Source organism: Streptomyces poriticola (assembly GCF_036689765.1).
GTDB classification, from domain to species: domain Bacteria; phylum Actinomycetota; class Actinomycetes; order Streptomycetales; family Streptomycetaceae; genus Streptomyces; species Streptomyces poriticola.
In genome coordinates this window covers 84,154-101,487 of sequence record NZ_JBAGKH010000003.1, presented here as the reverse complement: position 1 = coordinate 101,487, position 17,334 = coordinate 84,154, and the positions used below count along the sequence as shown (strand labels likewise).

The 17,334-nt window shown below is 71.8% G+C and carries 13 protein-coding genes, 1 tRNA gene and 2 pseudogenes; 8 read left to right on the top strand and 8 right to left on the bottom strand.

Features of this window, described 5'->3' with window-relative positions:
• The first annotated feature begins 253 nt into the window (after window positions 1-253).
• Window positions 254-1,672 carry an NAD(P)/FAD-dependent oxidoreductase gene (locus V5O46_RS05535; RefSeq protein WP_332883294.1) on the top strand — a complete coding sequence of 473 codons (1,419 nt, stop codon included), beginning with the start codon at window positions 254-256 and terminating at the stop codon, window positions 1,670-1,672.
• A 207-nt stretch (window positions 1,673-1,879) separates the two neighbouring features.
• Window positions 1,880-3,208: a cyclopropane-fatty-acyl-phospholipid synthase family protein gene (locus V5O46_RS05530; protein WP_332883293.1), complete on the top strand. Its 1,329-nt coding sequence runs from the start codon at window positions 1,880-1,882 to the stop codon at window positions 3,206-3,208.
• Between the two features lie 124 nt (window positions 3,209-3,332).
• Here V5O46_RS05530 and V5O46_RS05525 read toward each other — a convergent pair whose 3' ends face one another.
• Together V5O46_RS05525 and V5O46_RS05520 are read right to left on the bottom strand one after the other, a co-directional pair.
• The gene (locus tag V5O46_RS05525; protein ID WP_332883292.1) at window positions 3,333-5,861 is read right to left on the bottom strand and encodes an ABC transporter permease; all 2,529 of its coding nucleotides are present in this window, start codon (window positions 5,859-5,861) and stop codon (window positions 3,333-3,335) included.
• Between the two features lie 151 nt (window positions 5,862-6,012).
• Window positions 6,013-6,858 carry an ABC transporter ATP-binding protein gene (locus V5O46_RS05520; RefSeq protein ID WP_408648913.1) on the bottom strand — a complete coding sequence of 282 codons (846 nt, stop codon included), beginning with the start codon at window positions 6,856-6,858 and terminating at the stop codon, window positions 6,013-6,015.
• A gap of 424 nt (window positions 6,859-7,282) precedes the next feature.
• Here V5O46_RS05520 and V5O46_RS05515 point away from each other — a divergent pair.
• A tRNA-Leu gene (locus V5O46_RS05515) sits at window positions 7,283-7,369 on the top strand.
• Here the strand turns inward: V5O46_RS05515 and V5O46_RS32065 are convergent.
• Window positions 7,362-7,796, bottom strand: a pseudogene (locus tag V5O46_RS32065) (transcriptional regulator); the annotation flags it as partial. The gene V5O46_RS05515 and the pseudogene V5O46_RS32065 sit on opposite strands and share 8 nt — an antisense overlap.
• Between V5O46_RS32065 and V5O46_RS05505 the strand changes: the two are divergent.
• Window positions 7,768-8,212: pseudogene (locus tag V5O46_RS05505) on the top strand (VOC family protein). The pseudogenes V5O46_RS32065 and V5O46_RS05505 overlap by 29 nt on opposite strands.
• A gap of 348 nt (window positions 8,213-8,560) precedes the next feature.
• The gene (locus tag V5O46_RS05500; protein WP_332883290.1) at window positions 8,561-9,469 is read left to right on the top strand and encodes a Bax inhibitor-1/YccA family protein; all 909 of its coding nucleotides are present in this window, start codon (window positions 8,561-8,563) and stop codon (window positions 9,467-9,469) included.
• Window positions 9,470-9,598: 129 nt separating this feature from the next.
• On the opposite strand, the gene V5O46_RS05495 is transcribed toward V5O46_RS05500, so the two are convergent.
• Entirely contained in the window at window positions 9,599-9,826 is a 228-nt protein-coding gene (locus tag V5O46_RS05495) for a DUF4287 domain-containing protein (protein ID WP_332883289.1), read from the bottom strand.
• Window positions 9,827-9,928: 102 nt separating this feature from the next.
• Between V5O46_RS05495 and V5O46_RS05490 the strand changes: the two genes are divergently transcribed.
• Entirely contained in the window at window positions 9,929-10,240 is a 312-nt protein-coding gene (locus V5O46_RS05490; protein WP_332883288.1) for a hypothetical protein, read from the top strand.
• 28 nt (window positions 10,241-10,268) lie between these two features.
• Here V5O46_RS05490 and V5O46_RS05485 read toward each other — a convergent pair whose 3' ends face one another.
• From V5O46_RS05485 to V5O46_RS05475, 3 genes are all read right to left on the bottom strand, one after another.
• Window positions 10,269-11,072, bottom strand: coding sequence for a hypothetical protein (locus V5O46_RS05485; RefSeq protein WP_332883287.1), 804 nt, complete (start codon window positions 11,070-11,072; stop codon window positions 10,269-10,271).
• Between the two features lie 325 nt (window positions 11,073-11,397).
• On the bottom strand, window positions 11,398-12,618 hold the full coding sequence (locus tag V5O46_RS05480; RefSeq protein WP_332883286.1) for an acetyl-CoA C-acetyltransferase: 1,221 nt from the start codon (window positions 12,616-12,618) through the stop codon (window positions 11,398-11,400).
• A 247-nt stretch (window positions 12,619-12,865) separates the two neighbouring features.
• Window positions 12,866-13,891, bottom strand: a complete 1,026-nt coding sequence (locus V5O46_RS05475) for an SGNH/GDSL hydrolase family protein (RefSeq protein WP_332883285.1) — start codon at window positions 13,889-13,891, stop codon at window positions 12,866-12,868.
• Between the two features lie 159 nt (window positions 13,892-14,050).
• Between V5O46_RS05475 and V5O46_RS05470 the strand changes: the two genes are divergently transcribed.
• Window positions 14,051-15,439: a cystathionine beta-synthase gene (locus V5O46_RS05470; protein WP_332883284.1), complete on the top strand. Its 1,389-nt coding sequence runs from the start codon at window positions 14,051-14,053 to the stop codon at window positions 15,437-15,439.
• Between the two features lie 357 nt (window positions 15,440-15,796).
• On the opposite strand, the gene V5O46_RS05465 is transcribed toward V5O46_RS05470, so the two are convergent.
• Window positions 15,797-16,228, bottom strand: a complete 432-nt coding sequence (locus V5O46_RS05465) for a hypothetical protein (RefSeq protein ID WP_332883283.1) — start codon at window positions 16,226-16,228, stop codon at window positions 15,797-15,799.
• Between the two features lie 133 nt (window positions 16,229-16,361).
• On the opposite strand from V5O46_RS05465, the gene V5O46_RS05460 reads away from it, so the two are divergent.
• Window positions 16,362-17,204, top strand: coding sequence for a MurR/RpiR family transcriptional regulator (locus tag V5O46_RS05460; RefSeq protein ID WP_332883282.1), 843 nt, complete (start codon window positions 16,362-16,364; stop codon window positions 17,202-17,204).
• Window positions 17,205-17,334: the final 130 nt, after the last annotated feature.

Here is a 17,334-nt window from a genome sequence, read left to right as displayed (position 1 = left end):
TCAACTGGCCTTTGAACGTGTTCAGGAGAGCGCGTGGGGGCGGGTGGCCGGGTGGCCTCAGAGGGCCGGTGCGGCGGTCCGGATGACCCGGACGGGCAGCTCACGCGGCCTTGACAGCGGCGGTGAGGGTCGGCCGGTTCCAGTAGGCGGCATGACTTCCGTCACGCGGGCCGGGGAGTGTAACACAGGGTGCGGTCGAGCTTGTGAAGGGGCGCACGAACCACCCCCCTGAGACGGGTGGATACTCGATGCCATGAGCACCACGGAGCGTCCCAGGATCCTCGTAGTAGGCGGTGGGTACGTAGGCCTGTACGCAGCTCGGCGCATCCTGAAGAAGATGCGCTACGGAGAGGCGACCGTCACGGTCGTCGACCCTCGGTCGTACATGACCTACCAGCCCTTCCTCCCCGAAACCGCCGCCGGCAACATCTCCCCGCGACACGTCGTCGTCCCCCTCAGGCGCGTGCTCCCCAAGGCGGAGGTGCTCACCGGCCGGGTCACCACCATCGACCAGGACCGCAAGGTCGCCACGATCGCCCCGCTCACCGGTGAGGCGTACGAGCTGCCCTTCGACTACCTGGTCATCGCGATGGGCGCGGTCTCCCGCACCTTCCCGATCCCCGGCCTCGCCGAGCAGGGCATCGGCATGAAGGGCATCGAGGAGGCCATCGGCCTGCGCAACCACGTGCTGGAGCAGCTCGACAAGGCCGACTCCACCACGGACGAGGAGATCCGCCGCAAGGCGCTCACCTTCGTCTTCATCGGCGGCGGCTTCGCCGGTGCGGAGACCATCGGCGAGGTCGAGGACATGGCCCGGGACGCGGCCAAGTACTACACCAACGTCACCCGCGAGGACATGCGCTTCATCCTCGTGGACGCCGCCGACAAGATCCTCCCCGAGGTCGGTCCGAAGCTCGGCGCCTACGGCAAGGAGCACCTCGAGGGCCGCGGCGTCGAGGTCTACCTGTCCACCTCCATGGACTCCTGCGTCGACGGCCACGTGGTGCTGAAGAACGGGCTCGAGGTCGACTCCAGCACGATCGTGTGGACGGCGGGCGTCAAGCCGAACCCGGTGCTGTCCCGTTTCGGCCTGCCGCTCGGCCCCCGCGGTCACGTCGACTGCGAGCCCACGCTCCAGGTCAAGGGCACCGACTACATCTGGGCCGCGGGCGACAATGCCCAGGTCCCGGACCTGGTCGGCCGCAAGGCGGGCAACGAGAACGCCTGGTGCCCGCCGAACGCCCAGCACGCGCTGCGCCAGGCCAAGGCGCTCGGCGACAACGTGGTCTCCGGCATGCGGGGCTTCCCGCAGAAGGACTACAGCCACGCCAACAAGGGCGCGGTCGCCGGCCTCGGCCTGCACAAGGGCGTCGCGATGATCGTCCTGGGCGGGGCCAGGATCAAGCTCAAGGGCCGGCTCGCCTGGTACATGCACCGCGCGTACCACGGCATGGCGATGCCGACCTTCAACCGCAAGATCCGGGTCTTCGCGGACTGGACGCTCGGCATGTTCCTCAAGCGCGAGGTCGTCTCGCTCGGCGCGATCGAGTCCCCGCGCGAGGAGTTCTACGAGGCCGCCAAGCCCGCCCCGGTCGCCGCCGCGCCCAAGGCCGCCGACGAGGCGGCCAGGACGTCCGGGACGAGGACCGCGGAGAAGGCCAAGGCCTCCTGACCTCCGGTCAGCAGTAGCAGCTCCCCGAAGGGGCCGCCCGCCATCCGTGGTGCGGGCGGCCCCTTCGCCGTGCCCGCCCCGGGTAACTGCATACTGCTTACAGGTGTTTTGCCCAGTCATAACCCCAATGCGGGACTGCGCAACGGCCCCGACGGTGTTTTCGTGGTGACAGAGCATCCGGGCTCTCGCGTCACGGAGGTGTGCGCCATGGCAGACGCCGCACTGCGGCTGAGGAACCTCGTCGAACAGCTGCTGGGAGTCCCGCTCCCGGTCCGCATCCGCGCCTGGGACGGTTCACAGGCCGGCCCCCCGGGCGCCCCCGTACTCGTCGTCCGCAACCGCCGCGCCCTGCGCCGGCTGCTCTTCAAGCCCGGCGAACTGGGCCTGGCCCGCGGCTGGGTGGCCGGCGACCTGGACGTCGACGGCGACCTCTACACCACGCTCGACCTGCTCGCCGGTCTGATCTGGGAGCGCGACGACGACGCCCGCACCCTCGGGCAGGCGCTGCGCGACCCGGAGGTGCGGGCCGCCGTCCGCGGACTGGTGAGGCTCGGCGGGCCGCCGCTGCCGCCCGCCCCGCCCCCGGAGGAGGTCCGCAGGCGCCGCGGCCATCTGCACACCCGACGCACCGACAAACGCGCCATCAGCCACCACTACGACGTCGGCAACGACTTCTACGAGCTGGTCCTCGGCCCGTCCATGGTGTACTCGTGCGCCTACTGGGACGCTGCCCCCGGCAGCACCCCGGCCGAGGGAGTCCTCGCGGGAGGCACCCTGGAGACCGCCCAGCGCGACAAGCTCGAACTGGTCTGCCGCAAGCTCGGCCTGGCGCCCGGTCAGCGGCTGCTCGACGTCGGCTGCGGCTGGGGCTCGATGGCCGTCCACGCCGCCCGGGACCACGGCGTCGGCGTCGTCGGCATCACCCTCTCCCAGGAGCAGGCCGCCTACGCCCGCAAGCGCATCGCCGACGAGGGCCTCACCGACCGGGTGGAGATCCGCGTCCAGGACTACCGGGACGTCACGGACGGACCGTACGACGCGATCTCCTCCATCGGTATGGCCGAACACGTCGGCGCGGAACGCTACCTGGAGTACGCCCGCGACCTGTACGCCCTGCTGGCTCCCGGCGGACGGCTGCTGAACCACCAGATCGCCCGCCGCCCGCAGGGTGACGAGACGACGTACAGCGTGGACACCTTCATCGACGCCTACGTCTTCCCCGACGGTGAGCTCGCCCCGCTCGGCACCACCGTCACCCAACTGGAGCGCGCCGGGTTCGAGGTGCGCGACGTGGAGTCGATCCGCGAGCACTACGCCCTCACGCTGCGCCGCTGGGTCGCGGCCCTGGAGGCCGAGTGGCCCCGTGCGGTCCAGCTCACCAGCCCCGGCCGGGCCCGCGTCTGGCGGCTGTACATGGCAGCCTCCGCGCTCGCCTTCGAACACAACCGCATCGGCGTCAACCAGGTGCTGGCCGTGAAGACCCCCGAGACGGGCCGCTCCGGCCTGCCGCTGCGCGCCCGCACCTGGAACGGCTGACCCCGGTCGGCCCCCGGCCGCGTACGCGAAGGGCCCCGCTCCCTGCAACTCGGGTTCAAGGGGAAGCGGGGCCCGGCTCGCGCCCTGCGGCCGTCCGCGCGGCGGCTCTGCTCGCGCGGTGCGCCTACTCGGCCTTGATCGCCGTCAGCATGTTCAGCCGTGCCGCCCGGCGGGCCGGCCACAGAGCCGCCAGCACACCGACGACCGCGGCCAGCGCCAGGAAGACCGCCAGCCGGTCCCAGGGCAGCACCAGCTCGTACGTCGCCATCTTCGAGCCCATGAGCTGACCGGCCGCCCAGCCGAAGAACACGCCGAGGCCGATGCCGAGCACCCCGCCGAACAGGGAGATCACCAGCGACTCCAGACGGACCATCCGCTTGATGCCCCGGCGGTCCAGGCCGACCGCCCGCAGCATGCCGATCTCCTGGGAGCGTTCGAAGACCGACATCGCCAGGGTGTTGATGACCCCGAGGACCGCCACGATCACCGCCATGGCCAGCAGGCCGTAGAGCATGTTCAGCATCAGCGTGACCATCTGCGCGATCTCGTTGGAGATGTCCTTCTTGTCCTGCACCTTGATCGCCGGGTTGCTGCCGAGGGCCTTGACCAGGCTGTCCTTGGCCGCCTCGGAGGTGCCGCCGGCGGTCTTCACCATGACCTGCATGTCCAGCGGGTCCGGCTGGTGCGGGGCGAGGGTGGCGGTGTCGACCATGATGCCGTGGATCATCTCGTTGCCCTCGTACACCCCGGCGACCGTCAGCTGCTGCTTCTGGCCGTCCTCGTAGGCGACGGTGAAGGTGGAGCCGGCCTTCCAGCCGAGCCGGTCGGCGGTGGCGTCGTCGACGACCACGTCCGTGCCGCCGACGGTGAAGGAGCCGTCGTCGACGGTGAGGTCGGTCAGCTTGCCGATGGTGGCGCCGTTGACGCCGGTGAGGTATTCGGTCTCGCCGCCGATCCGGGAGGGGGCGTCGCGCAGCGGGCTGGTGGCGGTGACGCCGTCGAGCTTCTCCAGCTTCTCGGCGACGTCCGGCGACAGCTGGTTGAAGTTGGCCATGGAGACCACGTAGTCGGCCTCGATGGCCGAGGACGCCATCTTGTCGATCGACTTCTGGAGGCTGCCGGCCATCACCGTCATACCGGTGATCAGGGTCAGACCGATCATCAGCGCCGAGGCGGTGGCGGCGGTACGCCGCGGGTTGCGCACCGAGTTCTGCCGGGCGAGCTTGCCGGAGACCCCGAACGCGCGCAGCACCGGTGCCGCCGCGGCGATCAGCGGTCGGGACAGCAGCGGTGTCAGGATGAACACGCCGATGATCAGCAGCACCGCGCCCAGCCCCATCGGGGCCTGGCCGTCCGAACCGTCCATGGTGGTCGCCGCGAGGACCACCGTGATGCCGGCCGCCGAGAACAGTGCGCCGAGGGTGTTGCGCAGGACCAGCGACTTGGTGGTGGCCCTGGCGTGCACGCTGCTCATCGCCGCGACGGGCGGGATCTTCGCCGCGCGGCGGCCCGGCAGCCACGCCGCCAGCATGGTGACCAGGATGCCGACCGCGAGGGCGGCGGCCACCGTGCCGGGCGTGATCACCAGCGGGCCGTCCGGCACGGGCGCGTCCAGGGTGCCCATCAGGGAGCGCAGCCCGGCGCCGATGCCGACGCCGGCGACCAGCCCGCTCACGGCGGCGACCGCGCCGACCACGAACGCCTCGATCAGCACCGAGCGGGTGACCTGCCGGCGGGAGGCGCCGACCGCCCGCATGAGCGCCAGTTCCTTGGTGCGCTGGGCGACCAGCATGGTGAAGGTGTTGGCGATGATGAAGGTGCCGACGAACAGCGCGATGCCGGCGAAGACCAGCAGGCCCTGCTTCAGCCCGCTCATCGACCGGGCGATCTGCTCCGCCTGGTCGTCGGCGAGCCGCTGCCCCGTGGTGGTCTCCACGACGTCCTTCGGCAGCGCCCCGTCCAGCTCCGCCTTGAGCGCGGCCTGGGTGACGCCGTCCTCGGCCCTTACGTCGATCTCGTGGTACGTGCCCGTCTTGCCGAACAGCGCCTGCGCGGTGGGTGTGTCGAACAGGGCGAGGCTGCCGCCGGCCGCGACGTTGCCGTCGTCGGTGGTGAAGATGCCGGTGATCCTCGGGGTGAGGACCGGGCCGTCCACCGACAGCCGGACGGTGTCGCCGACCTCGTAGCCGGTGCGCTTCGCGGTCCGGGAGTCGATGAGGACCTCTCCCTCGCCCTTCGGGGCGTGGCCGCTGACCAGCGGGTAGCGGGGGTCGTCGGCGCCCCAGTAGTTGCCGCCCCGGGTGCTGAAGCCGTCGCCGATCAGCTTGCCGTCCTTGTCGGCGACGGCGGTGAAGCCCTGCACGACGCCGGTCGCGGACGCGGCGCCGGGCACCTGCGCGGCCTCGTCGAGCAGGGCGTCGGTCAGCTCGTGCGGCTTGCCGACCCGGTCGCCCTCGGCGTCCTGGAACCCGGGGGTGACGGCGACGTCGACGTGGTCGAAGCCCTTGGCGGAGCTGTTCTGGTAGGCCCCGGAGATGGTGTTGGTGAAGACCAGGGTGCCCGACACGAACGCCACGCCGAGCAGCACGGCGAGCACGGTCATCAACAGCCTGGCCTTGTGCGCGAGGACGTTGCGCAAGGCGGTACGGAACATGGGTCTTCTCGGTCCAGACGTACGACGGGGGAAGCGGGAGGGGGCGGAGGCCGGGGCGGGCGTCACCTGGTGCGGCCCGCGGTGCGGGACGTCAGGTGGTGCGGGCCCGCAGTGCGGGACTTGGGCCAGGTGCGGCCCGCGTTACGGGACGTCAGCTGGTGCGGCCCTTGGCGTCGAACCGCTTCATGCGGTCCAGCACCGAGTCGGCCGTCGGGCCGTGCAGTTCGTCGACGATCCGCCCGTCCGCGAGGAAGACCACCCGGTCCGCGTAGGCGGCGGCCACCGGGTCGTGGGTCACCATCACCACGGTCTGGCCCAGCTCGCGCACCGAGTTGCGCAGGAAGCCCAGTACCTCGGCGCCGGAGCGCGAGTCGAGGTTCCCGGTCGGCTCGTCACCGAAGATGATCTCCGGCTTGGAGGCCAGGGCACGGGCCACGGCCACGCGCTGCTGCTGGCCGCCGGAGAGCTGGGCGGGCCGGTGCCCCAGCCGCCCGGACAGCCCCACCATCTGGATCACGGTGTCCAGCCACTGCTTGTCGGGCCTGCGGCCCGCGATGTCCATCGGGAGGGTGATGTTCTCCAGGGCCGTCAGGGTCGGCAGCAGGTTGAACGCCTGGAAGATGAAGCCGATCTTGTCCCGGCGCAGCTTGGTGAGCTGCCTGTCCTTCAGGGACCCCAGCTCGGTGTCGCCGATCCGCACCGAGCCGGAGGAGAAGGTGTCCAGACCGGCGACGCAGTGCATCAGCGTGGACTTGCCGGAGCCGGAGGGGCCCATGATCGCGGTGAACTCGGCGCGCGGGAAGTCCACGGAGACCCGGTCGAGGGCGACCACCTGGGTCTCGCCCTGGCCGTAGATCTTCGACAGCTCTGTGGCGCGCGCGGCCACGGCGGTGGACGGGTCGGCCGGGGGTCCCCCCGGACGAAGTTCGGGGGAGGGCGCGGTGGTCACGGGAACGTGCTCCTGTCGGGACGACGGTGTGTTCGGGACGTCATCCATCGTCTCCGCCGCCCGGCGCCCCGGAGTCAGCCGCAGCTCCCGTTCCCGGGGGCGACTCCGGTCGGACCCGGCGGGCCCGCGTCATACCTGGGGAGGACGGGGGACCCTGACCCCCGCGCCGCCCCGACCCGGGGTGGCCGACCGGTTCACCGCCCGCGGCGCCGGCCCTCGGCCCGTCCTGGGCCGCCGTCTGGTCCGACCGTGTGAGAACAGGGCGGACGCCCCGGTCGGGACGGTGAAATTCCGTCATTCCGCACACACGGCCGCGCCTCGCACGCAAGGCTATGGGCAGGTACCGATGGCCTGTCCGCGTGGCTGATGCTCCCTCAGACATCAATAAAATAAGACAACATCGGTCTATCACTCCGCTGTTCGAGGGACCGGCCCCGATAGGCTCGGAGCCTCGATGCGGAGCCCACGGCCTGCCCGGATGGTGGAATGCAGACACGGCGAGCTTAAACCTCGCTGCCCCTTCGCGGGCGTGCCGGTTCAAGTCCGGCTCCGGGCACCATCACGCCTGCGGCATATGCGTAGCGTGCGGCCAACGCGGCGGTCGGCTGCGGCGGGCCGATGATCTCGATGTCGCCGTCGAACCGGCCGATCGCGGCGGCGCGGCCGGTCCAGGACCAGGAGCCGAGGGTCAGGCGACAGCGGTCGGGGCCGAGCTCCTCGACGACTCCGTCCTTGCGAAGAGGTCACCGCCTGTGCGGGCAGACCGAGGACGACGTCGCCGCGGCAGGGCCAGTCCTCGGGAGGAGCCGTCCGTTCCGCGGAATCGGCCGTGACGAACGCGGCCACGTCACGGCCGGGAAGTTCGCGCGGGGTGGAGCGCGGGCCGGTCGGGATGCGCGGGCGGTCAGGATGCGCGGGCCGGTCGGGACGCGCGGGTGCATGCGGTCGACGCGGAAGATGCGCCGGCCGGCGCGGTCGAGGTCCCAGGGCGACGCCCGGGCGGCGCTGGGCCACTACCGGTCCGTCTTCGGCGGGCGCACGACCGCCGTCACCTACCAGGACATGGGCAACGTGCAGAACGAGAAGGACGCGGACCGGGTCGTCTTCGGCGAGGTGGTGGCCGATGGCGGCTTCCACGTCATGGCCTGTGACGTCCGGCTTCCACGTCATGGCCTGTGACGTCCCCTCCCGTCTGCCCTGGGACCGGGGCAGGAACCCCTTCTTCGTCTCCGTGCGCGGTGCCGGTGCCGACGAGATCAGCGCCCTGTGGGAGACGCCGGCCGAGGGCTCGACGGTGGTGCAGCCGCCGGGGCCGTCGCCGTGGGCGCCGCTGTACGGCATGCTCACCGACCGCTTCGGGGTGACCTGGGTGCTGGACGTGGCGGTTCCCTGCAACGGCTGACCTCGCCGGGTCCACCCGTACGTCCGAACGGACGTACTCCTTCGGCCGACCCTCCCTCGCGAGTGATGCAGCTCACATTAACCCGCCCGCCGGGCCGGGGGGCGGGTTTCCGCCGCCGGAGAAGACGTCACCTCCGCCCGGGCGCCGACGGGTTCGAGGGCCGCTCTGGCTCGCCCCCGGGGCGGATCACCCGGGAGTGACCCCCTGGCGTGAGGGGAATCACGGTTCGGCGTACCGTGTTGGCCAGCACTACGAGGGAAAGATCCTCCCCAAGCACTAGGGTCAATCCTTTGCCGTTCTATTACTCTTGCAGCCAAGGCCTACGCAGTGTGGCCATGGAGGAGTGAAATGAGGAGCAGAAACCCGGTCTTCTCGCGACGGGGGTTCAGCCGCGACAACGGCTACGCGGGCTTCAACACCGCGCCGCAGGCCGGGGGACCCGCCGTCGCCACGCAGGCCAACCCGTACGCGCAGCCCACCGGCAACCCGTACGCGCAGAACCCGTACGCGCAGAACCCCTACGCCCAGCAGGACGCGCAGTACGGCGCGCCGCCACAGGCGCCCGCCACCACCGGCCGGATGACGATGGACGACGTCGTCATGCGGACGGCGAGCACCCTCGGGCTGCTCGTCGTCACCGCCGCGCTCTCCTGGGCGCTGCTGCCGGTCGACGAGGCCAACCTCGGGCGGTCGTACGGCATCGCCATCGGCGCCGCGCTGATCGGCATGGTGCTGGCGCTCGTCCAGTCCTTCAAGCGCAAGGCCTCGCCCGCGCTGATCCTGACGTACGCGGCGTTCGAGGGCGTCTTCCTCGGCGTCGTCTCCAACGTTGTGGACACCCATATCGCCGACGGCGCGGCCATGCAGGCCGTGATCGGCACCATGGCGGTCTTCGCCGGTGTGCTGGTGGCGTACCGGGCGGGCTGGATCCGCGTCAACCGCCGGTTCTACGGCTTCGTGATGGCAGCCGCCATGGGCTTCGTGCTGCTGATGGCGGTGAACCTGCTGTTCGCGGTCTTCGCCGGCGGTGACGGCCTCGGCTTCCGCAGCGGTGCGCTCGGCGTGGTCTTCGGCGTCATCGGCATCATCCTCGGTGCCTGCTTCCTCGCCCTGGACTTCAAGCAGGTCGAGGACGGCATCGCCTACGGTGCCCCGCGCGAGGAGGCCTGGCTCGCGGCCTTCGGCCTCACGCTGACGCTGGTGTGGATCTACCTCGAGTTCCTGCGCCTGATCTCGATCCTCAACAGCAGCGACTGACCCTGCGCCCCGCGGAGACGCGGGTGCGTGACAGGGCCCCGGGTTCGCCCCGGGGCCCTTCGTCGTCGTGCGGCGGTCTCGTGCGGTGGTTTCGTGCGGTGGATCACGGGGTGTCCGGCCGGTGTCCGGCTAGACCAGTCGGCGCGCGGCCCTCCTGAGGTCGTACTCGTGGATCAGCGCCTTGGCGTGGCCGTACGCGAGGTTGTGCTCGTGGCGGAGCCAGCTGACCTTCTCCTCGAAGCGGAGGGCGGGGCCCTCCTCGACGGTGCGCAGCCAGTCGGAGATCTCACGACCGGTGCAGTGCGGGATGCGGGCGAGCAGATTGCGATGGGTCTCCTCGGAGAGGACGTGGGACATCGGCGCCTCCGGACGCAGGGGATGTAAGCCGGTCCTTCAGGTCACGGTGCCTGAGCGTTCGCCCGTTGGCAACACTCCCGCACGTGCGCGTACGCTCGCGCCGTGGTTGATACGACACCCCTGACCCAAGCGGTGGACCACTTCGCCGACCGGCTGCGGGCCGCCCCGCAGAGCCGGTTGCAGCGGGGTGCCGCCGCCGAGGCGCTGGAGCTGGCCAGGGAGTTGGCCCGCCGTGCCCAGCTCGCCGAGGAACCCGGACGCGAGCCCAGGCGGATGCCCGACGCGGGCATGTTCGCCGCCGCCGACCAGATCACCGTCGCCGCGCACGACTTGGCACTCGTACTGACGAGCGACGCCGAGCTGGCGGACGCGGTACGGCTGGTGGCGGAGGCACAGAAACGCGCCGGGGTGTGATTCCCCGGCGCGCGGTACGGACCGGCGGCTACAGCGACGCGATGACGCGGTCCGCCAGGATGTAGACGCTCTCCTCGCCGCAGGCGAAGGTCAGCGTGTAGGCGCCCGAGACACCGGACCCGCCGAGCAGCACCGGCGTGTCCCCCGCGCGCAGCGCGGCCGACAGCCGCTCCGCGGTCTCGCGGTGGCCCGGGGTCATGCACAGCGTCGTGCCGTCGGCGAAGACATAGACGTCGAGCGTGCCCAGCGGGCCCGGGCGGACGTCGGCCAGCTCGACGCGGCCGTCCGCCAGTTCCTCCAGCGTGGCCACGGTGCGCTCGTGGTCGTCGACCACCGGCGACTGGTGCGGGACGAAGTCCGGGTGCGAGGGGTGCCGGCGGCGGGCCGCTGCCAGCTCGGCGGACTCCCCGGACGGCCCGGCCGCCTCGTCGGTGTCCGCGCCCTGTTCGGCCACCGGCTCGCCGACCGGCTCCAGGCCCGCGAAATCGGCGTGCCGCGGCAGGAACAGCTCACTGTCGGACAGGCCCAGCAGCAGCGGTGCGTCCGAGCCGTCCCGCGACTCCTGGGCGGCCCAGAACGCGCGTGCCTCGGCCAGCTCGCGCTCCCGCTCCTCGGCCAGCGCCTCGGCGACCGCGGCGCGTATCTCCTCGGTGTCGGCATGGCTGCGGGCGGCGGGCACCCGCGCCCGCGCGGCGGCGGCCCGGCTCTCGGCCAGCTCCGTGTGCAGGGCCGCGACCTGGCGGCGCAGCACCAGGACACTGCGCAGCACGGCGACGCCCACGGCACCGGTGGCGGCCGTGGTGAGCAGCAGGGCGATCGATGTGGCGCTCACTGACGTACTCCCGGTTCAAAGTCGACCCCCGACTTCCTACATCAGCTTGAAGGGCGGACTAACCCCCTGTCAGTGCGTAACGTCACGAATCGGACAGGTCCCTGGGTGGTCGGATGACGGTGTGACTGCTCTGACCTGCGATATCCCTGCGGTGAGGGAGATAGGTCACATCCTGAGGGAGATTCGATCACAAAACGGCCCGGAACCCCGGGGATTCCGGGGTTCCGGGCGCAGGGTCACGGTGGGTCCTCCCGGCACTACCGAACGTGTCTCGGCGGTGGTCCGCGGCGGTGGGGCCGGGGGACGCGTGACAGGGGGCGACGCGTCAGCTGAGCCGCTCGATGACCATGGCCATGCCCTGGCCGCCGCCCACGCACATCGTCTCCAGGCCGAACTGCTTGTCGTGCCACTGCAGGGAGTTGATGAGGGTGCCGGTGATCCGGGCGCCGGTCATGCCGAAGGGGTGGCCGACGGCGATGGCACCGCCGTTGACGTTCAGCTTCTCCAGCGGGATGCCCAGGTCGCGGGCGGAGGGGATGACCTGCGCGGCGAACGCCTCGTTGATCTCGACCAGGTCGATGTCGCCGATGGTCAGCCCCGCCCGCCGCAGCGCCTGCTGGGAGGCCTCGACCGGGCCCAGGCCCATGATCTCCGGGGAGAGGCCGGAGACGCCGGTGGAGACGATCCGGGCCAGCGGGGTCAGGCCCAGCTCGCGGGCCTTGGTGTCGCTCATGATGACCAGCGCCGCGGCGCCGTCGTTGAGCGGGCAGCAGTTGCCGGCGGTGACCAGGCCGTCGGGGCGGAAGACCGGCTTCAGGCCCGCCACGCCCTCCATGCTGACGCCGGGGCGCGGACCGTCGTCCTTGGCGGCCACGGTGCCGTCGGGCAGCGTGACCGGGGTGATCTCGCGCTCCCAGAAGCCGTTCTTGATGGCCTCCTCGGCGAGGTTCTGCGAGCGGACGCCGAACTCGTCCATGTCCTGCCGGGTGATGCCCCTGGCGCGGGCGAGGTTCTCGGCGGTCTGGCCCATGGCGATGTACGGGTCGGGCAGCAGGCCGTCCTCGCGCGGGTCGTGCCAGGTCGTCCCCTCCTGCTCGGCGACCGCGGCGGTGCGCGCCTCGGCCTCGGCGAACAGCGGGTTGCGCGTGTCGGGCAGGCTGTCGGAGTTGCCCTTGGCGAACCGGGAGACCGCCTCGACACCGGCCGAGATGAACACGTCGCCCTCGCCGGCCTTGATGGCGTGCAGCGCCATGCGGGAGGTCTGCAGGGACGAGGAGCAGTACCGGGTGACGGTGCAGCCCGGCAGGTGGTCCATGCCCATCTGCACGGCGACGATCCGGCCGAGGTTGTTGCCCTGCTCGCCGCCGGGCAGGCCGCAGCCGAGCATCAGGTCGTCGATGTCCTTGGGGTCGAGCTCGGGCACCTTGGCCAGGGCGGCCTGCACGATCGTGGCGGTCAGGTCGTCCGGGCGCAGGTCCTTCAGGGAGCCCTTGAATGCGCGGCCGATGGGGGAGCGGGCGGCAGAGACGATCACGGCTTCGGGCATCACGGCTCCAGAGGCGAGTGCGGGGACGGACGGGTTGCTTGGGAAGTTACCCGTACGTATGGCCTGGGTCACGCGTGCCGGGGTGTGACATGGACCGCAGATGTCTAAGCGCTTGCTTTTCTTCTGCCGGGGCGGCCTCGACGCCGGTGAGCGCAGCAGGCCTTCCGGCGGGTGAGGACGAGGCCGCTCGGGCCGGCGCGGGGTCCGGCGGCGCGGCCCCGGCGGGCCGGGACCGGCGCGGGGTGCGTCATCCCGACGGAGCCGCGGGCGCCGCCTCCGGCTCCGGGACCCGGCGCCGACGGCGCCGCTTGAGCAGTGCCCAGGGACCCCGGGGCCCGGTCGGCATCGCCGCCGCGACCTCCGTACCCGCCTCGGAGGCGGCCTCCGCCGCCGCCCGCGCCACCGGCAGGAAGCCCTCGCGGCGGCTGACGTCCGGACGCTCCTCCTCCGCCGGCCACAGGCCCAGCGCCGCGCAGACCGTCGGCAGCACCGCCATCGCCGCGGTGGCGTACCCCTCGGCCGAGGGGTGGTAGTTGTCGGGGCCGAACAGCTCCCGCGGGTTCTGCGCGAACTCCGGGCCCAGCAGATCGCCCAGCGACACCGTGCGCCCGCCCTGCTCCACGACCCCGATCGTCTGCGCCGCCGCCAGCTGCCGCGAGGCGCGCCGGGCCAGCCAGCGCAGCGGCTGCCGCACCGGCTCGATGGTGCCCAGGTCCGGGCAGGTGCCCACGACGACCTCCGCACCGGCCGTGCGCAGCCGCCGGACCGCCCCCGAGAGATGGCGCACCGAGGTGGTGGCCGGCATCCGGTGGGTGACGTCGTTGGCGCCGATCATGATCACGCAGACGTCGGGCACCCGGGCCGGGTCCGACAGCACCAGCGTCACCTGCCGGTCCAGATCGTCCGAGCGCGCCCCCGGCAGCGCCACCGAGGCCAGCCGGACCGGGCGCTCGGCCACCGCCGCCAGCCCCGACGCGAGCAGCGCCCCCGGCGTCTGCGCGGCCCGGTGCACACCCTGGCCCGCCGCCGTGGAGTCGCCCAGCATCACCAGCCGCAGCGGAGGCTCCCCGGCCGTCGGCAGCGGGCCTCCGTACAGACCGGCCGCGTCCGGCACCCGATCGGGTGTGCCGATGCCCACCCGGCGCCTGGCCAGCTGCACCTCCGCCAGCAGCAGACCGACCGTGGCCGCACCCGCCAGACCGATCCCGCCGCCGCCGTACGCCGCACCGGCCGCGATCCGCCGGGCCACCCTCGCCCTCGACATGCTCGTCATGCGCCGCCGCCACCTCCTTCGAGCCGTACACCCACTGCTTGCCCCGTACGGACCGTCGCCCAATCTCAACGAGGAGTGAACGACCGCCACGGGCCAGCCGCAGGCCATAGGCTGGCGGAACCATCACGACCGCATCTTTTGCAGCATCCGGAGACCACGGTGCATTTCCACGACTCGATGATCAGCCTCGTCGGCAACACCCCGCTGGTGAGGCTCAACAGCGTGACCAAGGGGATCAGGGCCACCGTCCTGGCCAAGGTCGAGTACTTCAACCCGGGCGGCTCGGTCAAGGACCGCATCGCCCTGCGCATGATCGAGGCCGCCGAGCAGAGCGGCGAACTGCGGCCCGGCGGCACCATCGTCGAGCCGACCAGCGGCAACACGGGCGTGGGACTCGCCATCGTGGCCCAGCAGAAGGGCTACAAGTGCATCTTCGTCTGCCCGGACAAGGTGTCCACCGACAAGATCAATGTGCTGCGCGCCTACGGGGCCGAGGTGGTCGTGTGCCCCACCGCGGTGGACCCCGAGCACCCGGACTCCTATTACAACGTCTCCGACCGGCTGGTGCGCGAGACGCCCGGCGCCTGGAAGCCCGACCAGTACTCCAACCCGAACAACCCCCTGTCCCACTACCACTCCACCGGCCCCGAGCTGTGGGAGCAGACGGAGGGGAAGATCACCCACTTCGTGGCCGGTGTCGGGACGGGCGGGACCATCTCCGGGACCGGGCGCTATCTGAAGGACGCCAGTGACGGGCGGGTCAAGGTGATCGGCGCCGACCCCGAGGGCTCGGTCTACTCCGGCGGCTCCGGGCGCCCCTACCTCGTCGAGGGCGTCGGCGAGGACTTCTGGCCGACCGCCTACGACCGGACCGTCGCCGACGAGATCGTGCCGGTCTCCGACAAGGACTCCTTCCAGATGACCCGGCGGCTGGCCAAGGAGGAGGGGCTGCTGGTGGGCGGCTCCTGCGGCATGGCGGTGGTGGCCGCGCTGGAGGTCGCCGGTCGGCTCACCGAGGACGACGTGGTGGTCGTCCTCCTCCCGGACAGCGGCCGCGGCTACCTCAGCAAGATCTTCAATGACGAGTGGATGGCCGACTACGGCTTCCTGGAGGACACCGGCTCCAGCGCCCGCGTCGCGGACGTCCTCGACGACAAGGAGGGCGGCGCCATCCCGTCCCTCGTCCACATGCACCCGGACGAGACGGTCGGCCAGGCCATCGACGTCCTGCGCGAGTACGGCGTCTCGCAGATGCCGATCGTCAAGCCCGGCGCGGGCCACCCGGACGTGATGGCCGCCGAGGTGGTCGGCTCGGTCGTGGAACGCGAGCTGCTGGATGCCCTGTTCGCCAAGCGTGCCTCGCTGGACGACCCGCTGGAGAAGCACATGTCGGCCCCGCTGCCCCAGGTCGGCTCCGGCGAGCCGGTCGCGGACCTGATGTCGGTGCTCGGCCGGGCCGACGCGGCGATCGTCCTCGTCGAGGGCAAGCCGACCGGCGTGGTGAGCCGTCAGGACCTGCTGGCGTTCCTCGCCGAGAACGGGAAGTGACCGGCCGGAGGTTCGGGTGAACGTCGGGTGAACTGCCGGTTCCCCGGCCCGATTTGAGGCCGCGGGCGGCCGGTGCGGACTTCGCGGAAGTGGTACGTGCGTGTCACGTTCGCGCAGCACCCGCTTAACACCGGTCCGGCAGATTGAGGTTCGTCGGCGGGACGGGAGCGGCTCCCCGTCCAGGCCGGCACCGAACGGCGTCAGGACCTCCGGAGCGGCTCCCGGACCTCCATGGACGCCATGGACGCGCCGCCCGGTCCCTGACCCGGCCCCGCGTCCCCGCGGGGACCGCCGTCGTCCCGCCCCCCAGCGATGGGGGTGCGGCGGTCCCCGCGCACAGCATCCGTCCGGCCCGGCTCAGTCCTCCCACTCGTCGTCCCGGACGCCGCCGCGGCGCCGGAACAGCCCCGGATTGATCCTGGCCGCCTGGACGACGTTGACGCCGACGATGCCCGACCAGGCCACCAGCAGGCCCGGGAGACCGGCGACACCGCCGCCGATCGCGGACAGCGGGACCGCGAGGACCAGGGAGACGATCCCGAAGCCGAAGCGCTCGCCCCAGGTGTCGGTGGGCCGCGGCGACCGGGCGTCCCGGGCCGACGCCATCTGCTGCTCCGCGAGCTGCCGGCGCATCCGGCGCTCGACCGCCCCGTCGATCCGCTGGTCGACCTTCTCCAGGAACGAGTCGACCAGCGCGGACTCGTACTCCTCGCCCAGCTCCCTGCGGGCCTGCAGGGTGGCGTCCAGTTCCTTCTTCAGGTCGGCGTCCCGCGCGTCCTTACCGCTCATACCCGCCCACGCTAGGCACGACCGCGCCCCGGTGCACTGGGGACAGCCCCCGTATCCGGGCGGGGGAGCGCCCATCGCTGTATAACGGTATGCAGAATCCGCAAATCGTGAATAGGTCGAGGGGGAGCACGTCATGAGCGGGACCGACAGCCCTGCGGCGCGGCTGCAGGCGCTCTTCGAGGGACACCGGCTCACGCCCACCCAGCGGCGCATCGCCCACAGCATGGTGCGGCGCGCCGCCGACGTGCCCTTCCTCTCCAGTGTGGAACTGGCCGAGCTGGCCGGGGTCAGCCAGCCGTCGGTGACCCGGTTCGCCGTCGCCCTCGGCTTCGACGGCTACCCCGCCCTGCGCCGGCATCTGCGCGAGGTCGCCCCCGCCGAACCCGCCGCCGAGCCCGGCGCCCACAACGAGTACCAGCAGGCCGTCGAGGCCGAGATCGAGAACCTGCGGCATCTCGCGGAGGTGCTCGCCGACCCCCGGCCCGTCCAGGAGGCCGGGCGGCTGCTCGCCGAGAGCCGACCGCTGCCGGTGCTGGGGCTGCGGGCGGCGGCTGCCCAGGCGCACGGCTTCGCCTACTTCGCCGCCAAGGTCCACCCGGACGTCCGGCTGCTCAACGAGGGCGGCACGATGATCCACGACCGTATCGACGCCGCCGTGGACGCCGGGGCGGGTGCCCTGCTCTGCTTCGCGCTGCCCCGGCATCCCCGCGAGGTCGTCGACACCCTCACCCACGCCAAGGAGTCCGGGCTGATCGTGGTGACCGTCGCGGACTCCGCGTTCGCGCCCGTCGCCAAGGTCTCCGACCTGCTGCTGCCCGCCGCCGTCGGCACCGGGCTCGCCTTCGACACCGCCTGTGCGCCGATGCTGCTCGGCCGGGTGCTGCTGGAGGCGATGTGCGACGGTCTGCCGGACGCCCAGGCGCGGCTGGAGCAGTTCGACGCCAAGGCGGCGGCGCGCGGACTCTTCGTGGACTGACGTCGCCCCGCTCTCAGACTCGTCTCACCTTCCCGCACTACGCTGCCTCGCCTGACACACCCTCGGACGCTGCAGACGAGAGACGGAGGCGGAAGGTGGCGCGCGGAGGACGCGAAGGGCGCGGAGGACG